This window comes from Synechococcus sp. MU1617, assembly GCF_020514235.1.
Lineage (GTDB): Bacteria > Cyanobacteriota > Cyanobacteriia > PCC-6307 > Cyanobiaceae > Parasynechococcus.
The window spans coordinates 217,926-240,634 of the sequence record NZ_VTLB01000001.1 but is presented as its reverse complement, the minus strand read 5'-3'; the positions used below and the strand labels follow the sequence as shown (position 1 = coordinate 240,634).

Below are 22,709 nucleotides of genomic sequence, written 5' to 3'. Positions count from 1 at the left end.
CGCATGGCCAAGCGCAGAAACCTGAAGAAAGAAAAGCAGGAGCGGAACCGCGCCTACGCGCGCAAGTTCAAGAAGCGCAAGATGCGGAACGATGGCCGCGGTGAAGGCGCTGGTAATGGTGTGACCGGAACCGCCAACAACGGTGGTGCCGCCGACTGATCAGCGGATCAAATCATCCATAAAAAGGGGCCTTCGGGCCCCTTTTTTGTTGTTCGTAGGCTGGGTTCCCTTCTGCATCGGCCGTCGCGATGTTCGTCAGCGTCGTTATTCCGACCTACAACCGACGCCCGATCCTCGAGAAATGCCTCTCGGCACTGGAAGATCAGCAGCTTGCTGGAGCTCTTCAGGACTACGAGGTTGTTGTGGTCGACGACGGTTCCAGCGATGGAACGCCGTCGTGGCTGAGGGAGCAAGCCATTCGTTTTCCCCATGTGCGCCTGATTGAGCAGGCGCATGGTGGTCCTGCGGAGGGTCGGAACCGCGGCGTGGATCACGCCCGTGGTGATGTGATCGTTTTCATCGACAGCGACCTGGTGGTCACAGAGACCTTTCTGGCCACCCATGCACGGGCGTTGCAGCAGTGCTGGCACCGGCGTGGTGATCGGCTCTGCTTCACCTATGGCGCTGTCATCAACACCGCCAACTTCGAAGCACCTTGCACGGAACGCCACAAATTACGTGACTTGTCCTGGGCTTATTTCGCCACCGGGAATGTGGCCATTGATCGGGAGGTGTTGGAGCGTTCAGGCCTGTTCGACACTGGTTTTCGCCTGTACGGCTGGGAGGACCTGGAACTGGGTGAGCGCCTGCGGCGAATGGGGGTTGAGTTGGTGAAGTGTCCCGACGCGGTCGGTTACCACTGGCACCCCGCCCTAACCCTCGATCAGATCCCCCGCCTTGTGGAAGTGGAGGGAGAACGAGCCCGTATGGGGCTTGTCTTCTACCGCAAACATCCAACCAGGCGGGTGCGGCTGATCATCCAGTTCACCTGGTTCCATCGCATCCTTTGGGAAGTGCTCAACCTCGGCGGGCTGATCAATCCCTCCAGCCTTCGACCGCTGCTCCGCTGGCTGATCCGGCGTGGCTATCAGGGAACAGCGATGGAGCTGCTTCGTTTGCCCCTCAATCGCATTGGTGTGCGCGCCCTGTTCCGTGAAGCCAGAGCGGCGGGACTTCGCTGATCAACGTTTTGATACCTTCTATAGGTCCTTTCACTCCGCACACCTGCCCGTTTCGGGTGCACCGTGAGACCAGCTCTTGTTGGTTGTTCAGGTCCCTGGCAGGTGGAGGCGAACCCGAAACCCTCAAAACATGGCTGTCGTAACCCTCGCCGAGATGATGGAGGCTGGTGCCCACTTTGGGCACCAGACCCGTCGTTGGAACCCCAAGATGTCGCGCTACATCTACTGCGCGCGCAACGGCGTTCACATCATCGACCTTGTGCAGACCGCCGTCTGCATGAACAACGCCTACAAGTGGACCCGTTCTGCTGCCCGCAGCGGCAAGCGCTTTCTCTTCGTCGGTACCAAGAAGCAGGCCTCTGAAGTGGTGGCGCTTGAAGCCGCCCGCTGCGGAGCCTCCTATGTGAACCAGCGCTGGTTGGGCGGCATGCTCACCAACTGGACCACAATGAAGGCCCGGATCGACCGTCTCAAGGATCTTGAGCGGATGGAATCCAGTGGTGCTATCGCCATGCGCCCCAAGAAAGAGGGTGCAGTGCTGCGTCGTGAACTCGAGCGTCTCCAGAAGTATCTGGGTGGCCTCAAGAACATGCGTCGCCTGCCTGATGTGGTGGTTTTGGTGGACCAGCGTCGTGAGTCGAATGCCGTGCTCGAAGCCCGCAAGCTCGACATCCCCCTGGTCTCCATGCTGGACACCAACTGCGATCCGGATCTCTGTGAGGTGCCGATTCCCTGCAACGACGACGCCGTTCGTTCTGTGCAGCTGATCCTTGGTCGTTTGGCTGATGCGATCAATGAGGGTCGCCATGGCTCCAACGATCAGCGTGGTGGTGACAGCGAAGGCTGATCTCCTCTGACCGCTAAGTTCACGCCGCTGATTCCAAACAGGGAATCGGCGGCGATTTAATTTCCCTTCTCACTGCTCCGACCGATGGCTGCTGCCGTATCCGCCAAGCTTGTCAAAGAACTGCGCGACAAGACCGGCGCAGGGATGATGGATTGCAAAAAGGCCCTGGCCGCCACAGAAGGCGATGCCGACAAGGCCGTTGAGTGGCTCCGCCAGAAAGGCATCGCCAGCGCTGAAAAGAAATCCGGTCGCACCGCCGCCGAGGGTGCCATCGGCAGTTACATCCACACCGGTGCCCGCGTGGGTGTGCTGGTTGAGGTGAACTGCGAAACCGACTTCGTGGCACGGGGCGACATGTTCCAGTCGCTTCTTCGTGATGTGTCGATGCAGGTGGCGGCATGCCCCAACGTCGAGTACGTCACCACCGACGAGATTCCCGACGAGATCCGTGAGCGGGAAAAGGCGATCGAGATGGGCCGTGACGATCTCGAAGGCAAGCCTGAGCAGATGAAGGAAAAGATCGTTGAAGGTCGCATTGGCAAGCGCCTCAAGGAACTCGCCCTGATGGAGCAGCCCTTCATCAAGGACAGCTCCATCACCGTTGCAGACCTGGTGAAGCAAACCGCCGGCAAGATCGGCGAGAACGTGAAAGTTCGTCGTTTCACCCGTTACACCCTTGGTGAGGGCATCGAGGTGGAAGACAACGATTTCGCTGCTGAAGTGGCGTCCATGCAGAACGCCGGCTGATTCCCTTGTCCGAACCGGACGTCAGGCCTGCTTACGACCCGTCAGAACAGCTGGCACGCCTACAACGGTTGTGCCGGCTCAGGGCCATTGCCCTCTACAGGGAGCAGGCTCTCTATCTTCAAGTTCTGCGGGAGCTGCTGGAAGGAGCCACCCGTCAGGCCCTGTTCAATCTTCTTGGTGAGGTTGATCCCTCCCGTTTCAGTCGGCTGCCGGAGTCGACCCGTCAGAATTTCCATGCGTCGGTTACCGACCTGATTGACCGCTGCAGCGTCTTGCTCACGGTGGAGCAGCTGATGCAGCTGGTGCGGCAGATGCAAGATGAGCAACGGCGTCAGCAGGCCCATGCCAGCCGAAGCATGCTTCAGAAGCTCAGTCGCCAGGCCCAGGACACTGCGCCTGAACTCGAAAGCCCGGCGCCTGGTCTGCCACGGGAGGAGCCCAGTGGTTCCATCCGGTTGAGCTTGGCTTCACCGCTTGAGTCCCCCCAGGACAGCGCTGCTCAGGATCCCGTCACGGAACCGGTCCCTGAACCAGAGGAAGCCAAATCGCCCGGAGATCTGGATGTGCTCCGCTCACTGTTCGAGCTGGCCGGTGATGCCATGCAGCAGGCCCAACAGCCCCTTGAGCACGGTGTTGATCTGGATCAATCGGTTGAAGGCAACGACCACTTTCTCCCCAGTGAGCCGGATGCGCTGTTGCACTGGATCCACGCCATGGATCAGGCGCTTGAGCGACGCCTTCGCAACTTGTCCCATGCTGTGAATGTGCAGATGCTGCGGTCAGGGCTGGCCCAGACCCTCCTGCCCATCAGCCTTCTTGATGCTGTCTTGAAGGGACAAGTCGAAACGCAGCCAACCGCGACGAACGTGCTTCGCCTGCGCCTCCCTCTGGCTGTCGGTGAGCTCGACCAGGGCATGGATGTGCTCTGTGTGCTCTTACGCAGCAACGATCTGGAGTTCGACAGCCCACGTCTGCGTCAGTGCCGCAAACGATTGCGCACTCACCACCATGCTCTGCTCACAATGGTGCGGCAGCAGCGTCATTGGCAGCGTCGCTCCCTGGATCGTGAGGCCCGGACCCATTGGCAGACCCCATCCGATTCAACGCAGCAGCTGAGCGGGGACTGACCGGCGAGCAGCTGTCGCTGCTCCTCGCGTGGATGCTTCCCATTCAGCGCTCGCTGGGGTTGGAGGCTGACCGTGGTTTTCAGAATCTGCAGGGTCGCCAACAGCGGTTTCACGACTTCCTGCAGCAGCAGCTCGCCGCCCCACCGGCAGTGCCCTTTCCCCAGGGTGTCAATGAGCGAATGTCCAAGCTCAGCTCAGGCTTTGCCGATTATCCGGACCTCGCTGATCCTGCCCGCCGTCGCTTGGTCACCGATGCCCGTCAGTGGCTGCATGAGCTGCGCCATCGCTTGGAACCCTCGGCTCCCATGGCACCGCCACGCCTCAAGGTGGAGGCGTCTACCCAGAAGCGGACCTCCTCCCCGCTGCAGCTCGACAGTCCCATCACCCAGATCCGTGGTGTGGGGCCGAAATTCGCTGCTCGGCTGGCCTCGATCGGCCTACTTCTGGTGCGTGACCTACTCCGCTATTACCCCCGCGATCATGTCGATTACTCCGCGATGCGCCGCATTGAGGCGCTGGTGTCGGGGGAAACAGCCACGATCGTTGCCACGATTCGTCGTTGCAACGGATTTGTCAGCCCGAGGAACACCAACCTCGCCATCATCGAGCTCCAGCTGCAGGATCCGACGGGTCGCCTGAAGGTAAGCCGTTTCCTGGCGGGCAAACGCTTCAGTTCTCCGGCCTACCTCAAAGGCCAGCAGCGCCTCTACCCCGTTGGTGCCACCGTGGCCGTTAGTGGTCTGGTGAAAGACGGCCCCTACGGCATCACCTTTCAGGATCCATTGATCGAGGTGCTGGACAGCCCCTCGTCTCCGGTCAAATCCCCCAGCATCGGGCGACTTCTCCCGGTGTATCCCCTCACCGAAGGGGTCGGAGCTGATCGTTTCCGCAGCCTGATCGATCAGGTCTTGCCCCTCGCGGCATCCTGGTCTGATCCTCTCCCCGCCGCGCTGCAGCGGCAATTCCATCTGCCGACGCTGGCGGATGCCCTGCAGGCCCTGCATGCGCCCAAGGATCGCGAGAGCCTCGATCAGGGACGCCGCCGGCTGGTGTTCGATGAGTTTCTGCTCCTGCAGCTCGGCCTGTTGCGCCGACGCCAGGCGCTGCGCTCCCGGAAGGGACCGGACCTGGATCTTCAGTCCAGTTCCAATGGGCTTGTGGGGGAGTTCATGGCTCTGTTGCCCTTCCACTTCACCGCAGCCCAGAAACGCGTGTTTCAGGAGATCGAAGCTGATCTGGCGCGCACCGAACCCATGGCCCGTCTGGTGCAGGGGGATGTCGGCTCTGGAAAGACGGTGGTTGCCATTGCAGCGTTGCTCAGCACCATTGCTTCGGGCTGGCAGGGGGCCCTGATGGCCCCCACGGAGGTGTTGGCCGAGCAGCACTACCGCAACCTCTGCCATTGGTTGCCGCAGCTCCATGTCAGCGTCGCGTTGCTGACGGGATCCACGCCACGGCCCCGCCGCCGGGAGCTGCTGGATGACCTAGCCAATGGTTCCCTGAAGGTGCTGGTGGGCACCCATGCTCTGCTCGAGGATCCGGTTGTGTTCAACCGCCTGGGGCTGGTGGTGGTGGATGAACAGCACCGTTTCGGTGTGCATCAACGAGATCGCCTGCTCAACAAGGGCTTGCAGCCTCATCTGCTCACCATGACGGCAACACCGATCCCACGGACCCTGGCGCTCTCGATCCATGGGGATCTGGATGTCAGCCAGATCGATGAATTGCCTCCAGGGCGAACACCGATTCGCACTCGCATGCTCACGGCTGGAAAGCGGGAGAAGGCCTATGAATTGATCCGTGAGGAGGTGCAGCTGGGCCAGCGGGCCTATGTCGTTCTGCCTCTGGTGGACGAGTCGGAAAAGCTCGAGCTTCGCTCAGCCGTTGAGGTTCACGCTGAATTGGCCTCGGAGGTTTTTCCTGATCTGGCAGTTGGTCTGCTGCATGGACGTCTCTCCAGTGCCGACAAGCAGGCGGTGCTGACCGATTTCGCTGCGGGCAAGACCCAGGTGCTGGTGTCAACCACGGTGGTGGAAGTGGGGGTGGATGTGCCTGAAGCCAGCGTGATGGTGATCGACCATGCCGAACGCTTTGGCCTGGCGCAGCTGCATCAGTTGCGGGGGCGCGTCGGCCGTGGTGCTGCTGCCTCCCATTGCCTGTTAATCAATGGCAGCTCCAACCCTCTGGCCCGCCAGCGTCTGGATGTGCTGGTGCGCTCCACCGATGGCTTCGAGATCGCCGAGATGGATTTGCGCTTGCGCGGGCCTGGACAGGTTCTGGGAACCCGTCAGTCGGGCCTGCCTGATCTGGCCCTTGCCAGCCTTGCTGATGATGGTTCCGTTCTGGAGGACGCACGAACAGCTGCCCAGGGGCTGTTAAAGCATGATCCCGAGCTCGAGCAGCACCCGTTGCTGCGCGAGACCCTCGATGCACAGCAGCGTCGCCTCAGCGGCGGCACCCCTTTGAACTGACCCATCCCATTGCAGTTTCGATGCGCCCCTGGAGCCCAATTCCGATCGAAGATTGCGGAGAGCCCTTGCAACTGCTGCCTCCCGATTTGTTGCGGATGGAACCCCATCCGTACATGACGCTCGGGGCACCCTATGGGGCGTCGGGAAATCCTTTCCAATTGCGTTTGGGGGTCGTTCAGCGCCTGCTTGACGCTCAGCAGCGGTTGATCGAGCACGACCCCAGCCTGCGACTCAGCATTTTTGATGCGTGGCGGCCGATCGCCGTGCAGGCCTTCATGGTGGACCACAGCATTGCTGAACTCTGCCGTGATCGCGGTGTGGAGGTGCGCTCGGGGGACGCCTTCGATCAGGTTTTGGCCGATGTGGGGCGGTTCTGGGCCGCTCCCAGTCGGGATCCCGCCACACCGCCACCCCACAGCACCGGTGCTGCTGTCGACCTCACCCTCAGCAGTAGCGATGGAACGCCGCTGGCCATGGGTGGAGAGATTGATGCCATTGGTGCGGTGTCTGAACCGCAGCACTACGCCGGTCGGGAGGATTCCGAAGCTCGGCGCTGGCATCAACGCCGGCAGTTGCTTGCTGAAGTGATGGGATCAGCCGGCTTTGTTCAGCATCCAAACGAGTGGTGGCACTACTCGTTCGGCGATCAGCTCTGGGCCTGGCGAAAGGATGCAGCTGTGGCGGTCTACGCCGAGGCCGTCAACAGCGCGCTCACTTCCTGATCGCCCAGCTTCTCGATGTGGTCACCGAAGCTGCGTCGTCCGCCCGCAGCTTTCCAGCTGAGGAGGAGCGGCTCAAGGGTTTTTTCCAGATCGTCCAGGGGGAGTTTCTCCATATACGGGCGCGCAAGACGCTGGAGGTTCGGGGTGCCGCCCAGCCACAGCTGGTACTGGTTGACCCCGTTGCCCACCAATCCCAGCTCAGCCATGTAAGGGCGAGCGCAGCCGTTGGGGCAACCGGTCATGCGCACCAGAAGAGACTTCTCAATCTCGAGCCGCCGCAGCTGGGCATCAAGGCGATCCAGTACATCCGGAAGGATGCGCTCCGATTCGGTGATCGCCAGGCCGCAGGTGGGCAAGGCCGGGCAGGCGATGGCATGTCTGGCCAGGCGGGCTGGAGCTTCAGGCACCTCAAACCCAAGGGCTTCCAGCTGGGTTCGAATGCTGGCGCGCTGGGAGGTGCCGATGTTGCACAGCAGTAGGTCTTGATTGGCGGTGAGACGAATCTCCAGCTGGTAAGTCTCCACGAGCTGCCTGAGCCCTGCCTTGAGCTCTCCGTTCAGACGACCGCAGAGCAGGGGCAGTCCCACAAACCACATCCCAGCCTTTTGTCGATGCCAGCCGAGGTAGTCCAACAGCTTGGCCTTCGGCTCATTGCGCAGCCCCTTGAGGCTTCCCTTGAAGTAGGTCGCACACAGGGTGTCGCGGAACCATTGGATGCCCTTGTCATGCAGCAGGTACTTCATGCGGGCGTGCTTGCGAACCTCCCGATCCCCGTGGTCCCGTTGCAGAGCCAGGATCGCCTGAACCACATCCAGAACGTCGGCGGCATCGACGTAACCCAAGGGATCCGCTGTGCGAGCGAAGGTTTCCTCCTTGTTGTGGGTGCGACCCATGCCACCGCCCACGTAGACGTTGCAGCCCCGCAGTTCGCCGGAGGGGTCGGTGAAGGCGACCAGGCCGATGTCCTGGGTGAGCAGGTCAACGGAGTTATCCCCTGGCACGGTGACGGCCACCTTGAACTTCCGGGGCAGGTAGGTATCCCCGTAGAGAGGTTCTTCAGTGCTGCCGGAAAAAACGCCGCCTTCGCTTTGGCGCTTTCTGGTCTTCTGAACGGCTCGGCTGGGCTTGAAGCGATAACTCAGGTCACCATCCACCCAGAGGTCGAGATAGGCCCCCTCGGCCGCCTCGGGGCTGAGCAGATCGGCAATTTCATCAGCGAGGCGCCGTGCCACGGGATAGCCGCCTTTCTCAAAAGGAGCTGGGGGTGCCATCACGTTGCGGTTGATATCGCCGCAGGCCGCCAGGGTCGAGCCCATGTTGCGAACGATGGTGCCGATCACCTCTTTCAGATCGGCCTTGGCGATGCCGTGCATCTGGAAGGCCTGACGGGTGGTGGCTCGCAGGGTGCCATCCCCAAGGCGGTTGGACAGGTCATCGAGGGCGAGGAACAGCCTGGCGGGGATGCGTCCGCCCGGACTGCGCAGCCGCAGCATCATTTGCCAACTGCGGACCTTGTCTGTCTTGCGCAGTTCGCGGTGGTGCTGTTGGTAGCTGCCGTGAAACTTCAGCAGTTGAACAGCATCTTCCGTGAAGCGAACGTCGTCGTTGCTGAGCTCGCTCAACAACGGGTCGCGCAGATGGTCGCTATCCAGCTTGCGCTGCTCCGCCTTGGACAGCGATTGAGTTCCTGATTCCACCACTGCCAAGGAGCCTTCCCCCACCCCGAAAAGGTTTTCTTGATTTGAACGTAGCGAAACGGCTTCCAATACAGTCGCTTTCGGCTCTGACCTTGGCGTGACGGCAACCTTTCTTCTGGAAATCGGCACCGAGGAGCTTCCTGCCGATTTCGTCAGGCAAGCGCTTGATCAGCTGCAGCAGCGGGTCAGTCGTGATCTGCGTGAGGCAAGGCTGGCCCATGGAGCGGTGTTGGTGTTCGGCACCCCCCGGCGTCTGGTGGTCTCTGTCGCTGAGCTGGAGGACCGCCAGCCCGATCTTCAGGAAGACCGCAAGGGCCCTCCTGTGGCTCAGGCCTTCAAGGACGGCATCCCAGGGCCTGCGGCGATCGGTTTCGCCAAGCGTTGCGGTGTTGATCCCTCAGCCCTTGAGCAGCGTGAAACTCCGAAGGGGCCTTGCGTCTTCGCAACCGTGCTCACCCCCGGTCAAGCCAGTGTTGAACTACTCCAGGGGCTGATTCCCCAATGGATTGATGCTCTCCAGGGCCGGCGGTTCATGCGCTGGGGCACCGGAGCCCAGCGCTTCAGCCGCCCCATTCGCTGGCTGCTAGTTCTCAAGGGGTCAGAGGTGATCCCTGTGGTGCTCGACGGCGCTGACCCCGAGGTCCGCAGCGATCGTTTGAGCCGTGCCCACCGTCTCCATGGTGACGAGCCACTGTCCATCGCATCAGCGGAGGTGTTTGGTGAAACCCTCGCCGCCGCCGGCGTTGTTGTCGATCGTGCGGAGCGGGCCAAACGGATTCGCACCAGCCTTGATCAGTCGGCTCAGGCCGCCAATGGAACACCCGACTGTCCGGAGTCTCTTTTCGAGGAACTGGTGGACCTGGTTGAAGATCCCAGGATTCTCGAGGGGACCATTGCTGAACGGTTCCTTCAGCTTCCTCCGGAGGTGATCAGCACGGTGATGCAGGCTCACCAGCGTTATGTGCCACTCCAGGTGCCTGGCCTGGAGGCTGACCCGCTCCGTCTCACCGCTGAGGCTGTGCTTCGGCCCCAGTTCCTGTTGGTGGGCAATGGCCTGGCCCCGGCGTCTTCATTAATCGTTCGTGGCAATGAACGCGTGCTTGGAGCGCGCCTGGCGGATGCCGAATTTTTTCTGGACGTTGACCGACGTCAATCCAGCGCATCTCGGCGTGAAGCCCTTGATCGCGTCACCTTCGCTGAAGGGCTGGGCAGTCTTCTGGACCGCTCCGAGCGGATCGAGCGGCTGACGGGGCTGCTGTTGAAGCAACTCGGTCTTGATCAGAGCGTGGCGGATGCGGCCCAGCGTGCCGCTCATTTCTGCAAGAACGATCTGGTCAGCCAGATGGTGGGCGAGTTCCCTGAACTTCAGGGCCTGATGGGGGGCAAATACCTCCTGGAGGAGGGAGAACCTCGCGATGTCGCTCTCGCTGTGGTGGAGCACTATCTGCCCCGGGGCGCCGGTGATGCCCTGCCCGCAACCCTCGCGGGAGCTGTTGTGGCCTTGGCGGAACGGCTTGAGCTGCTGCTCAGCATCTTTGCCAAGGGAGAGCGGCCGACAGGATCCTCCGACCCCTATGCCCTGCGGCGGGCCGGCAATGGCGTTGTGCAGATTCTCTGGGGCATGGCTTGGCGCCTTGACCTCATGGCGTTCCTCAACAACGCCGTGGCGGAGTGGGCTTCCCTTTTCCCTGCCTTTGGGGTGGATTCCAGCCAATTGCATAACGACCTCTGTCAGCTGATGCGGCAGCGGATCGTGTCTCAACTGGAAGACGACGGCTTTGCTCCCGATCTGGTGCAGGCTGTTGCTGGTGATGCCGTCTCCAGCCAGCGTCTGCTCAGTGATCCCCTGGATGTGAAACAGCGGATTCAGCTGTTGCGTGACCTTCGGGACAGCGGTCAGCTGGATGCCGTCCAGGCGGTGGTGCAACGGGCAGCCAAGCTTGCTGAAAAAGGTGATCTGACACGGGATCAGCTTGTGGCCGGTGATGTGGTTCAGCCCGAGCGCTTCGAGTCAGCCAGTGAGAAGGATCTGTTCGCCGCTCTGGAGCAGCTGCAGCCACTGGCTCAGCAGCGGTCGTATCAATCCCTCGCCGATGCGCTTGTCGCAGCAACCCCGGCTCTCCAGGCCTTCTTTGATGGTGACACCAGCGTGATGGTGATGGTCGACGATTCCGCGCTGAGGCTCAATCGACTCAACCTGTTGGCCGTCCTGCGCAATCAGGCATCGGTGTTGGCTGAGTTTGAATCGATTCAATCCAAATAAATGGCAGTGCTGGCCTCTGCGGCTAAGCAGGGGCAAGTCCATTCAGCTGCAATGCCTGATCAAGAGACAAACACCACCCAGCAGCCTGTGGTGATCCGCCAAGGTGGCCAAGGTCTGGGAACCGTGATTGCGGCGGTGATCCTTGCTGCCGCCGCCGTTTACGCCATCAACGTCTGGTCGACGACCAAAAAAGAAACATCCCCCGCCAAGAACCTTGAGCAAGGGATTGAGCGGATTAAGGATGCCGCTGGCAAAGCGATCGAGTCGCGCAACTAACCAGCAGCTTCAGCGATGTTATGGGCCGGTCTCCCTCAGGAGACTCCGGCCTTTTCCTTCGACTCGGAACCCTTGGAGTTGGACCCCTTGGATTCACCGGCCTGAGCCTTGATCTGCTGGGCCGCTTCCTCCGCTAGGAAATCGCCGTCTGAACGACCAACAGCCGACGGAACAGGGTTGTAATCGGATGGAGCCAGGGCTTCGCCCCGGATCAGGCTGCCGAGGGTGCGGAGGGTGAGCTTGATCTGCTGCCAGGGATTCATCATCACCACCCGCTTGTACAGGTAGCTGTCGAAGGTCAGCTTCTGCACGTCCTTGTCATCGCACATCTCCACGAAGGCTTCGCGGGCAGCGTCGTTGCGGTAGAAGATTCGCTGCAGGATGTCGAGCACCACATAGGTGGCACCGTATTTACGGTCCCAGCGCTTGAGGTAGGTCGACTTGATCTGTTTTTCGGTGGGGATGGAAGCACCGTTGTTGGAGATTTCAACAATCGCTTCCGCACACATCCGGCCGCTCTTGGCAGCAAAATAAATGCCTTCACCGGAGCTCTTGGTGACATAGCCCGCTGCATCGCCCACAAGCGCCATGCGGCCCACCACCCGTCGCGGACGGGGGTGCTCAGGAATCGGATGCGCTTCCACCTTGATCACTTCACCCTGGAACAGACGCTTGTTGGCCCGCTCGCGGATGCCTCTCTGCAGACCCTTGATCAGGCTCTGGTTCTGCTGCATGGTTCCCGTTCCCACGGCCACGTGGTCGTATTTAGGGAACACCCAGGCATAGAAGTCAGGTGAGACGTCCGTTCCGACGTACATCTCAGCCAGATCCTCGTAATAGGTCATCTCTTCAGCAGGAAGCTTGATCCTTTCCTGGAAGGCGATGGCCACGTTGTAATCACCGGCGTCCATGGCTTTCGCCACCCGGGAGTTGGCGCCATCGGCACCGATGATGAGGTCAACGGCCAGGGTCTTCGGCTCACCGGTGGGGCCACCACCGCTGTAGTCCGCGTAATGGATGGTGTACGGGCCCTGACGGTCTGTGCCTGTGTCAATCTTCTGCACCAGGCCATTGATCAGGGTGGTGCCCAGATCGGCGGCCCTGTTGCGCAAGAAGGCATCGAAAACCTCACGACGGCACATGCCGATGTAGGCGTTTTCGTCGTAGCCGAGGGGATCCAGCTTGATGTCCACCTCTCTGTTGGAGGGGGAAATCATCTTCATGTTGCGGACCTTGCGGTCGATGATTTCGTCGGGGAGGTCGAACTCCTCGACCATGCAGAGCGGAATCGCCCCACCACAGGGTTTGGCATTGTCGAGTTTGCGCTCGAACAACCAAGTCTCGATACCTGCCTTGGCCAGAATTTCGGCAGCACAGGAGCCACTGGGGCCACCGCCGATCACCGCAACTCGCAACATCTCAGCCCGTCTCCGCTGGATTGTTTTGTGAAGCTATCACTGTCACATCAACCATTGTGGGTTGATCTGGCTGCTGCCTTTACGATCGAAACAACACGCATCAGCGCCTTGGTTCGGGCCTCCTCTGCGCGACGCACCGAGCGGGAGGATATTCCGGTCGCCCGTCGAACACGACAGCCGCGTCAACGCAAGGGAAATGGCGCAGCTGGTCTGCTGTTTGGTCTTGTTCTTGTCTGTGCTGGAAGCCTGGCTGCAGTGATGCTGCTTCCAACCTTCCTATCCCGTCGTCAGCCAACGCAGACCCTTGAGATTTCAGGTTTTCGTGAACGTCCCGACGCCGATGGCCGTCTCCTCGGTCACTTCCCCTATGGAGAGGCGGATGCCGATCAACTCATCGTCTTTGAACCGGGGATTGAGCTGAATGTGGAGGCCGCCGCCGCCCTCGACACGATGATGCGTTCAGCCTCAGCTGACGGGGTCGATATGCGTCTGCTCAGTGGATTCCGCTCTCTGGCCCTCCAGGAATCCATCTTTTTTGATGTGGCCTCCGAACGGAACCAGACCGCAGAAGAGCGTGCCCAGGTGTCGGCTCCACCGGGGTACTCCGAGCACAGCACTGGTTATGCCGTTGATCTAGGCGATGGCCGTTTTCCTGAGACCAACCTCTCCCAGAGCTTTCAAGACACCGAAGCATTTCGCTGGCTTCAGGATCACGCGGCCCGATATCACTTTGTGTTGTCTTTTCCTAAGGGCAACAAACAGGGCGTGATGTACGAACCCTGGCATTGGCGTTACCAGGGCAATGCGGATGCACTTCGTTTGTTTGAGCCGGCCAGTCGGTTCTCCAGGCGCGACCCTTGAATGTCCCCGAACTGCTATCTCCCGCCGGCGACTGGGCTGCGATGAAGGCGGCTGCCGCCTCCGGTGCCGATGCGGTGTATTTCGGCGTTGATGCCTTTAACGCTCGTCAGCGGGCTGAGAATTTTCGACTGGATGACCTGCCTGAGGTGATGCAGTGGCTGCATCAGCGGGGGGTGAAGGGTTTCCTCACCTTCAACGTGTTGGTGTTTAGCGATGAATTGCAGGCAGCGGCTCAATTGTTGATCGCCGCAGACCGGGCGGGGGTGGATGCGGTGATTGTCCAGGACGTGGGGCTCTGTCGCTTGGCCCAGCGGCTGGTTCCCCACCTCTGTGTGCACGGCTCAACCCAGATGTCGATCACCAGTGCAGCGGGGATTGCCCAGGCGGCTGCGCTCGGTTGTCAACGGGTGGTGCTGGCGCGGGAGCTGGCCCTGCGTGATCTTGAGCGCCTGCAGAGACAACTGGTCCAGCGGCACCTTGCGATGCCCTTGGAGGTGTTCGTGCACGGTGCCCTTTGCGTCGCCTATTCCGGTCAATGCCTGACCAGTGAATCCCTCGGGCAGCGCAGTGCCAATCGAGGTGAATGTGCCCAGGCCTGTCGCCTGCCCTACGAAATGGTGGTGGATGGTCAACCCCACTCCCTGGAAGACCAGCGCTACCTCCTCTCGCCCCAGGATCTGGCGGCCTGGGAGTTGCTGCCGGAATTGCAGCGCATCGGCGTGGCCAGCCTCAAGATCGAAGGTCGCCTAAAGGACGCTGCCTACGTGGCAGCCGTCACCGACGCCTATCGGCAGCGACTGGATCAGACCCCCGCTTCGGCACCGCAGGTGCAACGCCAGCTTGAGCTGGCATTTTCCCGAGGTCTGTCCACCGGTTGGCTGGAAGGGGTGAACCATCGCCGTCTGGTGCATGGCCGCTGGAGCAAGAAGCGGGGCCCGCTGCTGGGGCAGTTGCTGCGGGTGGAACGGGGTGGTTGGTTGCATCTGCGTAGCCGGGAACAGCTGCAAGCCGGTCAGGGCCTTGTGCTGGAACAGCTGTCGTCTGACCCCCTGCAGCCGCCTCGGGAGATCGGTGGTCGGATCATGGTGTGTGAGCGGATGGGAGACGAACGCTGGAAGCTGCGCCTTGGGCCCGAGCGTGTGGATGGCTCTGGCTTGAGACCTGGCGCTTCGGTCTGGCTCACCAGTGACCCCGATTGGCAGTCCCGTTGGCAGCGTGCTGCCCGCCGCAGGGTGGAGGCGCGTTCTCGGAATCTGGCGTTGCGGGTGTCCGGTCGGCTGGATGCACCGCTTGAGTTGCACCTGCTGGCACCCCAGGGGGTGGATCTGCAGGTCAACAGCACCATTCCGCTGCAGAGCGCTTCGCAGCGTCCCCTGGATCGGGAACGGCTTGAGCAGCAATTGGGACGCCTGGGGGGAACCGGCTGGTCGCTTCAGCATCTGGAGGTCCAGCTGCAGGGCGATCTTTTTCTGCCTATGGCGGAACTCAACCGCATGCGCAGGGCCCTGCTGGAGCGGTTGGAGGCCTCGCTGGATGACAGCACCGATTCAGTCCCTGGCCCTGCACCCTCCAAAACGGCAGACCCAACAGAGCTGCTGGCCCAGATGTGCCCCCCAGCTGAGGCTTCCCCCAGCGAGACCAAGCCAGGCTTGGTGGTGCTGGTGCGCAGCCTGGATCAGTTGCAGGCCTTGGTGGATCTCGCCGGCACGGGCCTGCCGATTCGCTCGGTGGTGGCGGATCTCGAGCAGCCCCGGGAGCTGCGGGAAGCGGTGGCGATCGGTCGAGGCTGCTGGCCGGAAGGTGTTTGGTTGGCCGGGGCACGGATCACACGGCCCGATGAACGCTGGAGCCTTGAACCTCTGATTCGCGCCCGTCCCGACGGCTTCCTCGTGAGAAATGCCGATCAGCTGGAGGTGCTAACGCCGCTGGCCCCCTGCATCGGCGACTTTTCCCTCAACACCGCCAACCCCCTGAGTTTCCACTGGTATCGCGACCACTGGAAGCTGCAGCGACTCACGGCCAGTTACGACCTGAACCTTCAGCAACTTCTGGATCTGGCCGCCGCCGTTAATCCAGCGCTTCTGGAGGTCACCCTGCATCAGCACATGCCGTTGTTCCACATGGAGCATTGCTTGTTCTGTGCGTTCCTCTCGGACGGCAAGGACCACACCGATTGCGGTCGTCCCTGTGAGAAGCACCACGTCACCCTTCGGGATCGCAGCGGGGTTGAACATCCCCTGCGTGCTGATCTGGGCTGTCGCAACACCCTCTTCAATGGAACGGCGCAATCGGGCGTTGAGGCGCTTCCGTCGCTGCTGAGGGCGGGCGTGCGCACCATTCGGCTTGAACTTCTCGATGAAGATGCCGCTGCGACGCGTCGGCGCGTCAGCCTTTACGCCGAGGCTCTGGCGGGTCGGATGGCCACCCAGGACGTCTGGTCCCAGGAGCAGATCCACCACCAGCTCGGCGTCACCCGCGGCAGCCTGCGCAGCAAGGGTCCGGAGCGCACCAGTCGATTCTCACGTTGAGATAACCTGTCGCACTGCGCCTTTGGCGTTCTTCACAAATACGTACGGTCAGCCCGCATGAGCGCCAACAACAAGGCGATCCGCAACATCGCGATCATCGCCCACGTTGACCACGGCAAGACGACTTTGGTCGATTCGCTGTTGGCGCAGTCAGGAATTTTCCGCGACAACGAGGCAGTCCCCACCTGTGTGATGGACTCCAACGACCTAGAGCGTGAGCGCGGCATCACGATCCTGTCGAAGAACACGGCAGTCACCTACAAGGACACCCGGATCAACATCGTTGATACGCCTGGTCACGCCGATTTCGGTGGTGAAGTGGAGCGGGTGTTGGGCATGGTCGACGGTTGCCTGCTGATCGTGGACGCCAATGAGGGGCCGATGCCCCAGACCCGCTTTGTGCTGAAGAAGGCCCTCGAGCAGGGCCTGCGTCCGATCGTGTTCGTCAACAAGATCGACCGTGCCCGGGTGGATCCCGAGACCGCCGTCGACAAGGTGCTCGATCTGTTCATCGAACTCGGCGCTGACGACGATCAGTGCGATTTCCCTTACTTGTTCGGCAGCGGTCTTGGGGGCTTCGCCAAGCCCGACATGAAGACAGATAGCGACAACATGCGTCCGCTGTTCGACGCCATCCTGCGCCACGTTCCGCCCCCGGTTGGTGATCCGGAGAAGCCCCTCCAGCTGCAAATCACCACCCTTGACTATTCCGACTTCCTTGGTCGGATCATCATTGGCCGCGTTCACAACGGAAAAATCAAACAGGGTCAGAACGCAGCGCTGATCAAGGACGATGGCAGCGTCAAGAAGGGCCGCATCAGCAAGCTGCTGGGCTTTGAGGGTCTCCAGCGCGTCGAGATCGAAGAGGCTTCCGCCGGTGACCTGGTGGCCGTGGCTGGCTTTGACGACGTCAACATCGGCGAAACCATCGCCTGCCCCGATGAGCCGACCGCTCTGCCGTTGATCAAGGTGGATGAGCCCACCCTGCAGATGACCTTCGTCGTCAACGACTCCCCGTTTGCAGGTAAGGAAGGCAAATTCGTCACCAGCCGTCAGGTTCGTGACCGCCTGCAGCGAGAATTGCTCACCAACGTGGCTCTGCGTGTCGAAGACACTGATTCACCAGACCGCTTTGCTGTGAGTGGTCGCGGTGAGCTGCACCTCGGCATCCTGATCGAGACGATGCGCCGTGAGGGCTATGAGTTCCAGGTTTCCCAGCCTCAGGTGATCTACCGCACCATTGATGGCACGCCCTGCGAGCCGGTTGAAACCCTGGTGATGGATGTCCCTGAGCCAGCGGTTGGCAGCTGCATCGAAAAACTGGGCACCCGCAAGGGTGAGATGCAGAACATGGAAACCAGTGCTGATGGACGCACCCAGTTGGAGTTCATCGTTCCCTCCCGCGGTCTGATCGGTTTCCGGGGTGAGTTCATCCGAGCCACCCGCGGCGAAGGAATCATGAGCCACTCCTTCTATGAATACCGGCCGATGATGGGTGACTTCGACACCCGCCGGAACGGTGTGCTGATCGCCTTCGAAGAAGGAACGGCCACCTTCTATGCCCTGAAGAATGCCGAGGACCGTGGCCAGTTCTTCATCAGCCCGGGCACAAAGGTCTACAAGGGCATGATCATCGGGGAATACAACCGGCCCCAGGATCTGGAGATCAACGTTTGCAAGACCAAGCAGCTCACCAACATGCGTTCCGCGGGTGCTGAGGAATTGGATACGCTGCAAGCACCGATTCAGATGACCCTTGAGCGGGCTCTGGAATACATCGGTCCAGACGAGATGCTCGAAGTCACCCCAGAGTCGATTCGTTTGCGCAAACTTCCTGGCAAGAAGCCGGCTAAGTCCAAGCGCTGATGCCCCAGGCGGATCCCCGCTTTCAGCAGGGCCTGGAGCTTTTCAATGCCGGTGAGTGGTACGCCGCCCACGATCTGTTTGAAGAGCTCTGGCATGAAACGGCTGATCCGGAGCGGCGCAGCCTGCAGGGAATCCTTCAAGTGGCGGTTGCCCAGCTGCATCTGCAACGGGGCAATCGTCGTGGTGCCACGATTCTTTTCGGCGAAGCCCTTGGACGTCTGAAACGTCCCGGGACTCCTGATCTGGGCCTCAACCTTGATGCTCTCTGCCAAGCGACGCAACAACGGCTTGAAGCCCTTCAGCAGGATGGGGATCCCGAGTCATGCACTGTCCCTGTTCTTGAGTACATGCGCTGAAGCGCCGGTAATCTCAACGAATTCGAGCAAATTGCGTGGCAGGTAAAGCGATGCTCCGTTTCGGGGGCCTTTTTTTAGCTCTGCCCCTTCTGGCCATCATGTGCCCTCTGGATGCGGTTCAGGCTCAGCAAACTGCTGACGCAGGCGTCATCACGATTGAGTCCGATCTGCAATCGGCCGACAACAGCACGGGTGTGATCACTGCCAGCGGCAATGTTCGCTTGGTGCATGCCGGTCGTGGTTTGGTGGCCACCAGCCGTCAGGCCCAGTACTTCATGGAGGAAGACCGGATTGTGCTGAGTGGTGATGTGGATGTGATCCAGGCCGATGGCAATCAGCTCCGCGCCGATCGCTTCACCTATTTGCTGGACGAAGGCCGCGCAATTGCCAGCCCCGTTCCGGGCCAGCAGGTGTTCAGTCAGTGGTCGCTCACTCCCAGCCAACCCGCTCTGGATCCTGCTCCTGAGGCAAACCCGGTAACCCCATGACCCTGGAACTGTCGAATGTCTCCATCACCCTTGGGGGCCGCCAGTTGGTCAAGGGTTTGAATCTGAAGCTCTCCCCAGGCGAGGTGGTCGGCCTGCTGGGTCCTAATGGAGCCGGCAAAACCACCACCTTCAATCTGGTGATCGGTCTGCTGTGCCCTGATCAGGGCGAGGTGACCTTGAACGGCGAGCGTGTCACCAGCCTGCCCATGCCCGAACGGGCACGGCTTGGGGTGGGTTATTTGCCCCAGGAAGCCAGTGTTTTTCGCAATCTCACGGTGCGTGAAAACCTTGATGTTGCCCTTGAACAGACCGATCTCAGTCCCGAGCAGCGTCGGGATCGGCGCCAGCAGCTGATTGAGGACTTTCACCTCACCGCGTTCATCAACCGACGTGGCTTCCAACTCTCCGGGGGTGAACGTCGCCGTTGTGAGGTGGCCCGGGCGCTTGCTTCGGGTGCCAACGGTCCGACGTATCTGCTTTTGGATGAACCCTTCGCCGGCGTCGACCCGCTTGCGGTAGCGGATCTTCAGCTGCTGATCGAGGAGTTGCGTTCACGGGGCATGGGGATCCTGATCACCGATCACAACGTGCGAGAAACCCTGGCCACAACTGATCGGGCTTACATCCTCAACGATGGTGCGGTTTTGGCTGCAGGACATTCCGAGGAGGTGGCGGCTGATCCACAGGTGCGTCGTTATTACCTCGGGGAGGGATTCCAACTGTGATTTTGGATCGTCTCAAACGCGCCACCTGGATGCGGCTGGATCTCCTGGATCGCTGGTTGCTCAAGGAGCTTCTGGGTCCGCTGCTGTTCTTCATTGCCCTGTTCACCCTGCTGCTGCTCACGGGCGGCGTGATGTTTGAACTGGTGCGGCAGATGGTTGACAAGAACCTGCCGATCACAATTGCAGTTCAGGTTCTGCTGTTCAGCATTCCGCGTTGGTTGGCCTTCTCAGTGCCAATCGGAACGCTGATGGCATCGCTGTTCGTGTTCACCCGCCTGTCAGCGAACAGTGAACTCACCGCTCTGCGAAGCCTCGGGATCAGCACAGTGCGGATGATTAGCGCGGCCCTGGCTCTGTCCATGGTGATGACGCTGTTCACCTTCGTCCTCAACGACGTGGTGGTGCCCCGCAGCCAACGCTATGCAGAGGTCACCCTCAAGAAGTCACTGGGGCGTTCTCTTGCCAGTGAGACAGGACGCGACATCATTTACCCCCGTTTCGGGACCCGCTTTGATTCCGACGGTGAAGAGGACGGTAAAGGGCTGAATCAACTTTTCTATTCGAGGAAGTTTCAGGACGGTGAAATGGTGGACGTGACTGTTCTTGATTTCACCCGATCCGGTTTCACCCAAATGTTGCGTGCAGATCGGGCCATCTGGAATGAGGGCCAGGCCAGTTGGGACTTTCTGGATGGCCAAATTTTGACGTTGGCCGCCAACGGCAGCTCAACCAAGGCCGATTTCGATCGTTACGTCTATCCCCTCGGTTCCGGTCCGGTGCGCCTGGCAGGGATTGAAAAGGATGCCGTCAACATGACAGTTGCCGAAGCTTTGCAAGCCCAGAGGCTGTATGAAGAGGCCGGCAGCATCAAGGAAGCCCGCAAAATCCGTGTGCGGATCCAGGAGAAGTTCACGGTTCCTATGGCCTGTCTGGTGTTTGGCTTGTTTGGAGCCACCCTCGGCGCTCAGCCCAGTTACAGAAGCAGCAGAAGCTTCTCGTTTGTGCTCACTCTCGGGATCATCGCTGTCTATTACGTGATTGGTTTCAGCTTCAGTTCCCTGGGAGTCAAGGGCACCCTGCCGCCGATCCTGGCGGCTTGGCTGCCTGTGATGTTGTTTCTAGGCGCTGGTGGTCTGTTGCTGAAACAGGCCAGTCGCTGATTGGCCGAGGCAGAATCGGCGTGTCTTCGGGGAATGGTGTGCTGAACACGCCTTTTGAGCTGGTCACCAGTCTTGGATTTGCTGGTTTCGTGTTGCTGTTGCTGGCCATGCCCTTGGCCTTCTGGGCGGTGTCCAGTCAGTCCCGTGCAGGCTTGGTTCGCTTGTTGGTGGCTGTTGCCAACCTGCTGTTCACGACACAGCTGATTCTGCGTTGGTGGCAATCCGGCCACTTCCCGATCAGCAACCTCTACGAATCCCTGTGTTTTCTGGCCTGGGCCTGCACCCTCACCCAGTTGTTGGTGGAACGGGCCTGGCCTTCCCCCATCGTGGCAGCAGCAGCCACACCCATGGGTCTTGGTTGCATTGCCTTTGCCAGCTTTGCTTTGCCGGATCAATTGCAATCGGCGGCGCCCCTTGTTCCTGCCCTGCGCTCCAGCTGGTTGGTCATGCACGTGAGCGTGATCATGGTGAGCTATGCCGCCTTGCTGGTGGGATCGCTGCTCTCCTTGGCGGTGTTGGTCACGGATCGTGACCAGGCTCTGGAACTTCGCAGCAGTTCCATTGGCAGTGGTGGATTTCGTCAGGCTGCCTCGATCGCCAACGGTGGTTCTGTTCAGCTGCAATCGGTGCAGTTGAGCACCAATGAACAACTCGACAGCCTCAGCTACCGCACCATCACAGTTGGCTTTTTGATGCTCACGGTGGGCATCGTGAGTGGTGCTGTTTGGGCGAATGAAGCCTGGGGCAGCTACTGGAGCTGGGATCCCAAGGAAACCTGGGCCTTGATCTGCTGGCTGGTCTACGCCGCTTATCTGCACACCCGCCTCAGCCGCGGTTGGCAGGGTCGACGCCCAGCTCTTGTTGCGGTGGTGGGTCTTGTTGTGATCGCTGTTTGCTACATCGGCGTGAATCTGCTGGGCATTGGCTTGCACAGTTACGGCTGGTTTTTCTGACCAGTTTTCTGTGTGCACTCGAGAGGTGATCACCCGCCATCGATCTGACATCCGACCAGGGCACCGCCAACGGCCCCAGCGGGAATCGACCAGATCCAGTTGTCCTTTTTGGCGAGTGCGCCTCCCAAGGCTCCCCCAAGAACACCGCCAGCGAGGCTTCCTTCCAAACAGGAATTGTTGTCCACAGCAGAATGGTCCACGACGACGGTTTTTCCGCTTGACGTTGTTGGTGAATGATCTGGATGGTTATGGGCGCGGTGCCCCTGCTGGTGCTTATGGCTTTTGCGCCCATGGAAATGCAGGGTCTTGGGACAAGGGCGTTCGACCCTTTCCTCTCGACTGCTGACGTACCCAGGCTTGTCCCGGGTTCCGGGATGGTAAGTCTCAACGTATTGATTCTGATAGCAAGTCTTTGTCCTGGAGTATGTGTTGTTGGCTAGGGCTGGTTGATTCACGACCGTCGTCATCACGACTCCAGTAATAAGTCCGGAAAAAATATTCTTCATGACGGAGGAGTTGCTTTGTTGATTCATTCTGCATTCCTGAACGAGAAAGACTCTGACAACTTCAGTTGAATCTGTGACAGGATGCATCTGTGCATGAACTTATTGCTTTTTTGTTGTATTCATCGTAATGAGTTTTTTGTCTTCGATTCAATCCCCCAGATGAGGGATTAATTCTTTGGCCCAGATCCCCCATTTCAGCGATGGCGCACGCCGGTTCAGTCTGTAAAACCAGAACACCAACAGTGGAAGAGATTGTTGAGCTGCATGCCTGTAGCTGTGGATGTCCTGCATGGTGGAGATGTGGGTCTGGCAGCGAAAGCGGCCGCCACAAGGGGATCGAGGCCTAACGGACTCTCCCCATCACTGAGGGGGGATCGAGGTCCACATGGACTCTCCCCCCACGCCATTACCCCTGGGATGTGAACTCAAACCTCTTTGAGCCCCAGGACAAATCAAATCAGCACCTGCGGGCCAACAAGGTCTCACTGAGATGAGCGATGTCTGACTCGTTGTTGGA

Annotated in this window: 20 protein-coding genes; 17 read left to right on the top strand and 3 right to left on the bottom strand. The window is 60.3% G+C overall.

The annotated features are described in order from the left end of the window. Positions 1-3: 3 nt before the first annotated feature. The 7 genes from FZZ90_RS01385 to FZZ90_RS01355 all read left to right on the top strand — a co-directional run bounded on the left by FZZ90_RS01385 (position 4) and on the right by FZZ90_RS01355 (position 7,095). Positions 4-159, top strand: coding sequence for a hypothetical protein (locus tag FZZ90_RS01385; RefSeq protein WP_006850288.1), 156 nt, complete (start codon positions 4-6; stop codon positions 157-159). 89 nt (positions 160-248) lie between these two features. Continuing rightward, positions 249-1,181 carry a glycosyltransferase family 2 protein gene (locus FZZ90_RS01380; RefSeq protein ID WP_226423995.1) on the top strand — a complete coding sequence of 311 codons (933 nt, stop codon included), beginning with the start codon at positions 249-251 and terminating at the stop codon, positions 1,179-1,181. 130 nt (positions 1,182-1,311) lie between these two features. Further along, positions 1,312-2,028 (top strand): 30S ribosomal protein S2, encoded by a 717-nt coding sequence (rpsB, locus tag FZZ90_RS01375; protein ID WP_006850376.1) that lies wholly within the window; start codon positions 1,312-1,314, stop codon positions 2,026-2,028. Between the two features lie 84 nt (positions 2,029-2,112). Further along, positions 2,113-2,775: a translation elongation factor Ts gene (gene tsf, locus FZZ90_RS01370; protein ID WP_226412227.1), complete on the top strand. Its 663-nt coding sequence runs from the start codon at positions 2,113-2,115 to the stop codon at positions 2,773-2,775. Positions 2,776-2,780: 5 nt separating this feature from the next. Beyond that, entirely contained in the window at positions 2,781-3,902 is a 1,122-nt protein-coding gene (locus tag FZZ90_RS01365) for a hypothetical protein (protein ID WP_226423994.1), read from the top strand. Positions 3,903-3,934: 32 nt separating this feature from the next. Beyond that, positions 3,935-6,373, top strand: a complete 2,439-nt coding sequence (recG, locus tag FZZ90_RS01360) for an ATP-dependent DNA helicase RecG (protein WP_226424428.1) — start codon at positions 3,935-3,937, stop codon at positions 6,371-6,373. Positions 6,374-6,393: 20 nt separating this feature from the next. Beyond that, a complete protein-coding gene (locus tag FZZ90_RS01355) occupies positions 6,394-7,095 on the top strand; it encodes a M15 family metallopeptidase (protein WP_226423993.1) in 702 nt (233 codons plus the stop codon). On the opposite strand, the gene FZZ90_RS01350 is transcribed toward FZZ90_RS01355, so the two are convergent. Beyond that, positions 7,059-8,816 carry an NADPH-dependent assimilatory sulfite reductase hemoprotein subunit gene (locus FZZ90_RS01350; RefSeq protein WP_226423992.1) on the bottom strand — a complete coding sequence of 586 codons (1,758 nt, stop codon included), beginning with the start codon at positions 8,814-8,816 and terminating at the stop codon, positions 7,059-7,061. The genes FZZ90_RS01355 and FZZ90_RS01350 overlap by 37 nt on opposite strands. Before the next feature lie 73 nt (positions 8,817-8,889). On the opposite strand from FZZ90_RS01350, the gene glyS reads away from it, so the two are divergent. Together glyS and FZZ90_RS01340 are read left to right on the top strand one after the other, a co-directional pair. Further along, positions 8,890-11,055 carry a glycine--tRNA ligase subunit beta gene (gene glyS, locus FZZ90_RS01345; protein ID WP_226423991.1) on the top strand — a complete coding sequence of 722 codons (2,166 nt, stop codon included), beginning with the start codon at positions 8,890-8,892 and terminating at the stop codon, positions 11,053-11,055. Next, positions 11,056-11,331: a hypothetical protein gene (locus tag FZZ90_RS01340; RefSeq protein ID WP_226423990.1), complete on the top strand. Its 276-nt coding sequence runs from the start codon at positions 11,056-11,058 to the stop codon at positions 11,329-11,331. It abuts the gene before it with no gap. 35 nt (positions 11,332-11,366) lie between these two features. Here FZZ90_RS01340 and chlP read toward each other — a convergent pair whose 3' ends face one another. After that, positions 11,367-12,749 (bottom strand): geranylgeranyl reductase, encoded by a 1,383-nt coding sequence (gene chlP, locus FZZ90_RS01335; protein ID WP_226423989.1) that lies wholly within the window; start codon positions 12,747-12,749, stop codon positions 11,367-11,369. A gap of 108 nt (positions 12,750-12,857) precedes the next feature. Between chlP and FZZ90_RS01330 the strand changes: the two genes are divergently transcribed. Genes FZZ90_RS01330 through ccsB form a run of 8 tightly spaced genes read left to right on the top strand, consistent with a single transcriptional unit; the run spans position 12,858 to position 21,686 of the window. Beyond that, complete coding sequence (locus tag FZZ90_RS01330) at positions 12,858-13,610, top strand: M15 family metallopeptidase (protein WP_226423988.1); 753 nt, start codon at positions 12,858-12,860, stop codon at positions 13,608-13,610. Further along, the gene (locus FZZ90_RS01325) at positions 13,607-16,138 is read left to right on the top strand and encodes a U32 family peptidase (protein WP_226423987.1); all 2,532 of its coding nucleotides are present in this window, start codon (positions 13,607-13,609) and stop codon (positions 16,136-16,138) included. The genes FZZ90_RS01330 and FZZ90_RS01325 overlap by 4 nt, the downstream gene beginning before the upstream one ends. Before the next feature lie 57 nt (positions 16,139-16,195). Continuing rightward, positions 16,196-18,004: a translational GTPase TypA gene (typA, locus tag FZZ90_RS01320; RefSeq protein WP_226423986.1), complete on the top strand. Its 1,809-nt coding sequence runs from the start codon at positions 16,196-16,198 to the stop codon at positions 18,002-18,004. Then, entirely contained in the window at positions 18,004-18,360 is a 357-nt protein-coding gene (locus tag FZZ90_RS01315) for a DUF309 domain-containing protein (RefSeq protein WP_226423985.1), read from the top strand. The genes typA and FZZ90_RS01315 overlap by 1 nt, the downstream gene beginning before the upstream one ends. 50 nt (positions 18,361-18,410) lie before the next feature. Continuing rightward, positions 18,411-18,848: an LptA/OstA family protein gene (locus FZZ90_RS01310; RefSeq protein WP_226423984.1), complete on the top strand. Its 438-nt coding sequence runs from the start codon at positions 18,411-18,413 to the stop codon at positions 18,846-18,848. Beyond that, on the top strand, positions 18,845-19,573 hold the full coding sequence (lptB, locus tag FZZ90_RS01305; RefSeq protein WP_226423983.1) for an LPS export ABC transporter ATP-binding protein: 729 nt from the start codon (positions 18,845-18,847) through the stop codon (positions 19,571-19,573). The genes FZZ90_RS01310 and lptB overlap by 4 nt, the downstream gene beginning before the upstream one ends. Next, a complete protein-coding gene (locus FZZ90_RS01300; protein WP_226424427.1) occupies positions 19,573-20,733 on the top strand; it encodes an LptF/LptG family permease in 1,161 nt (386 codons plus the stop codon). The genes lptB and FZZ90_RS01300 overlap by 1 nt, the downstream gene beginning before the upstream one ends. A gap of 38 nt (positions 20,734-20,771) precedes the next feature. Then, the gene (gene ccsB / locus FZZ90_RS01295; RefSeq protein ID WP_226423982.1) at positions 20,772-21,686 is read left to right on the top strand and encodes a c-type cytochrome biogenesis protein CcsB; all 915 of its coding nucleotides are present in this window, start codon (positions 20,772-20,774) and stop codon (positions 21,684-21,686) included. A 29-nt stretch (positions 21,687-21,715) separates the two neighbouring features. On the opposite strand, the gene FZZ90_RS01290 is transcribed toward ccsB, so the two are convergent. Next, positions 21,716-22,279: a glycine zipper 2TM domain-containing protein gene (locus tag FZZ90_RS01290; protein ID WP_226423981.1), complete on the bottom strand. Its 564-nt coding sequence runs from the start codon at positions 22,277-22,279 to the stop codon at positions 21,716-21,718. Positions 22,280-22,709 lie beyond the last annotated feature (430 nt).

Excerpts from the sequence above, each read along its gene's own strand:
- FZZ90_RS01385 (WP_006850288.1), top strand. The coding sequence starts at position 4 with ATGGCCAAGCGCAGAAACCTGAAGAAAGAAAAGCAGGAGCGGAACCGC.
- FZZ90_RS01380 (WP_226423995.1), top strand. The coding sequence starts at position 249 with ATGTTCGTCAGCGTCGTTATTCCGACCTACAACCGACGCCCGATCCTC.
- rpsB (WP_006850376.1), top strand. The coding sequence starts at position 1,312 with ATGGCTGTCGTAACCCTCGCCGAGATGATGGAGGCTGGTGCCCACTTT.
- tsf (WP_226412227.1), top strand. The coding sequence starts at position 2,113 with ATGGCTGCTGCCGTATCCGCCAAGCTTGTCAAAGAACTGCGCGACAAG.
- recG (WP_226424428.1), top strand. The coding sequence starts at position 3,935 with ATGCTTCCCATTCAGCGCTCGCTGGGGTTGGAGGCTGACCGTGGTTTT.
- FZZ90_RS01355 (WP_226423993.1), top strand. The coding sequence starts at position 6,394 with ATGCGCCCCTGGAGCCCAATTCCGATCGAAGATTGCGGAGAGCCCTTG.
- FZZ90_RS01340 (WP_226423990.1), top strand. The coding sequence starts at position 11,056 with ATGGCAGTGCTGGCCTCTGCGGCTAAGCAGGGGCAAGTCCATTCAGCT.
- chlP (WP_226423989.1), bottom strand. The coding sequence starts at position 12,749 with ATGTTGCGAGTTGCGGTGATCGGCGGTGGCCCCAGTGGCTCCTGTGCT.
- typA (WP_226423986.1), top strand. The coding sequence starts at position 16,196 with ATGAGCGCCAACAACAAGGCGATCCGCAACATCGCGATCATCGCCCAC.
- FZZ90_RS01315 (WP_226423985.1), top strand. The coding sequence starts at position 18,004 with ATGCCCCAGGCGGATCCCCGCTTTCAGCAGGGCCTGGAGCTTTTCAAT.
- FZZ90_RS01310 (WP_226423984.1), top strand. The coding sequence starts at position 18,411 with ATGCTCCGTTTCGGGGGCCTTTTTTTAGCTCTGCCCCTTCTGGCCATC.
- lptB (WP_226423983.1), top strand. The coding sequence starts at position 18,845 with ATGACCCTGGAACTGTCGAATGTCTCCATCACCCTTGGGGGCCGCCAG.
- FZZ90_RS01290 (WP_226423981.1), bottom strand. The coding sequence starts at position 22,279 with ATGCATCCTGTCACAGATTCAACTGAAGTTGTCAGAGTCTTTCTCGTT.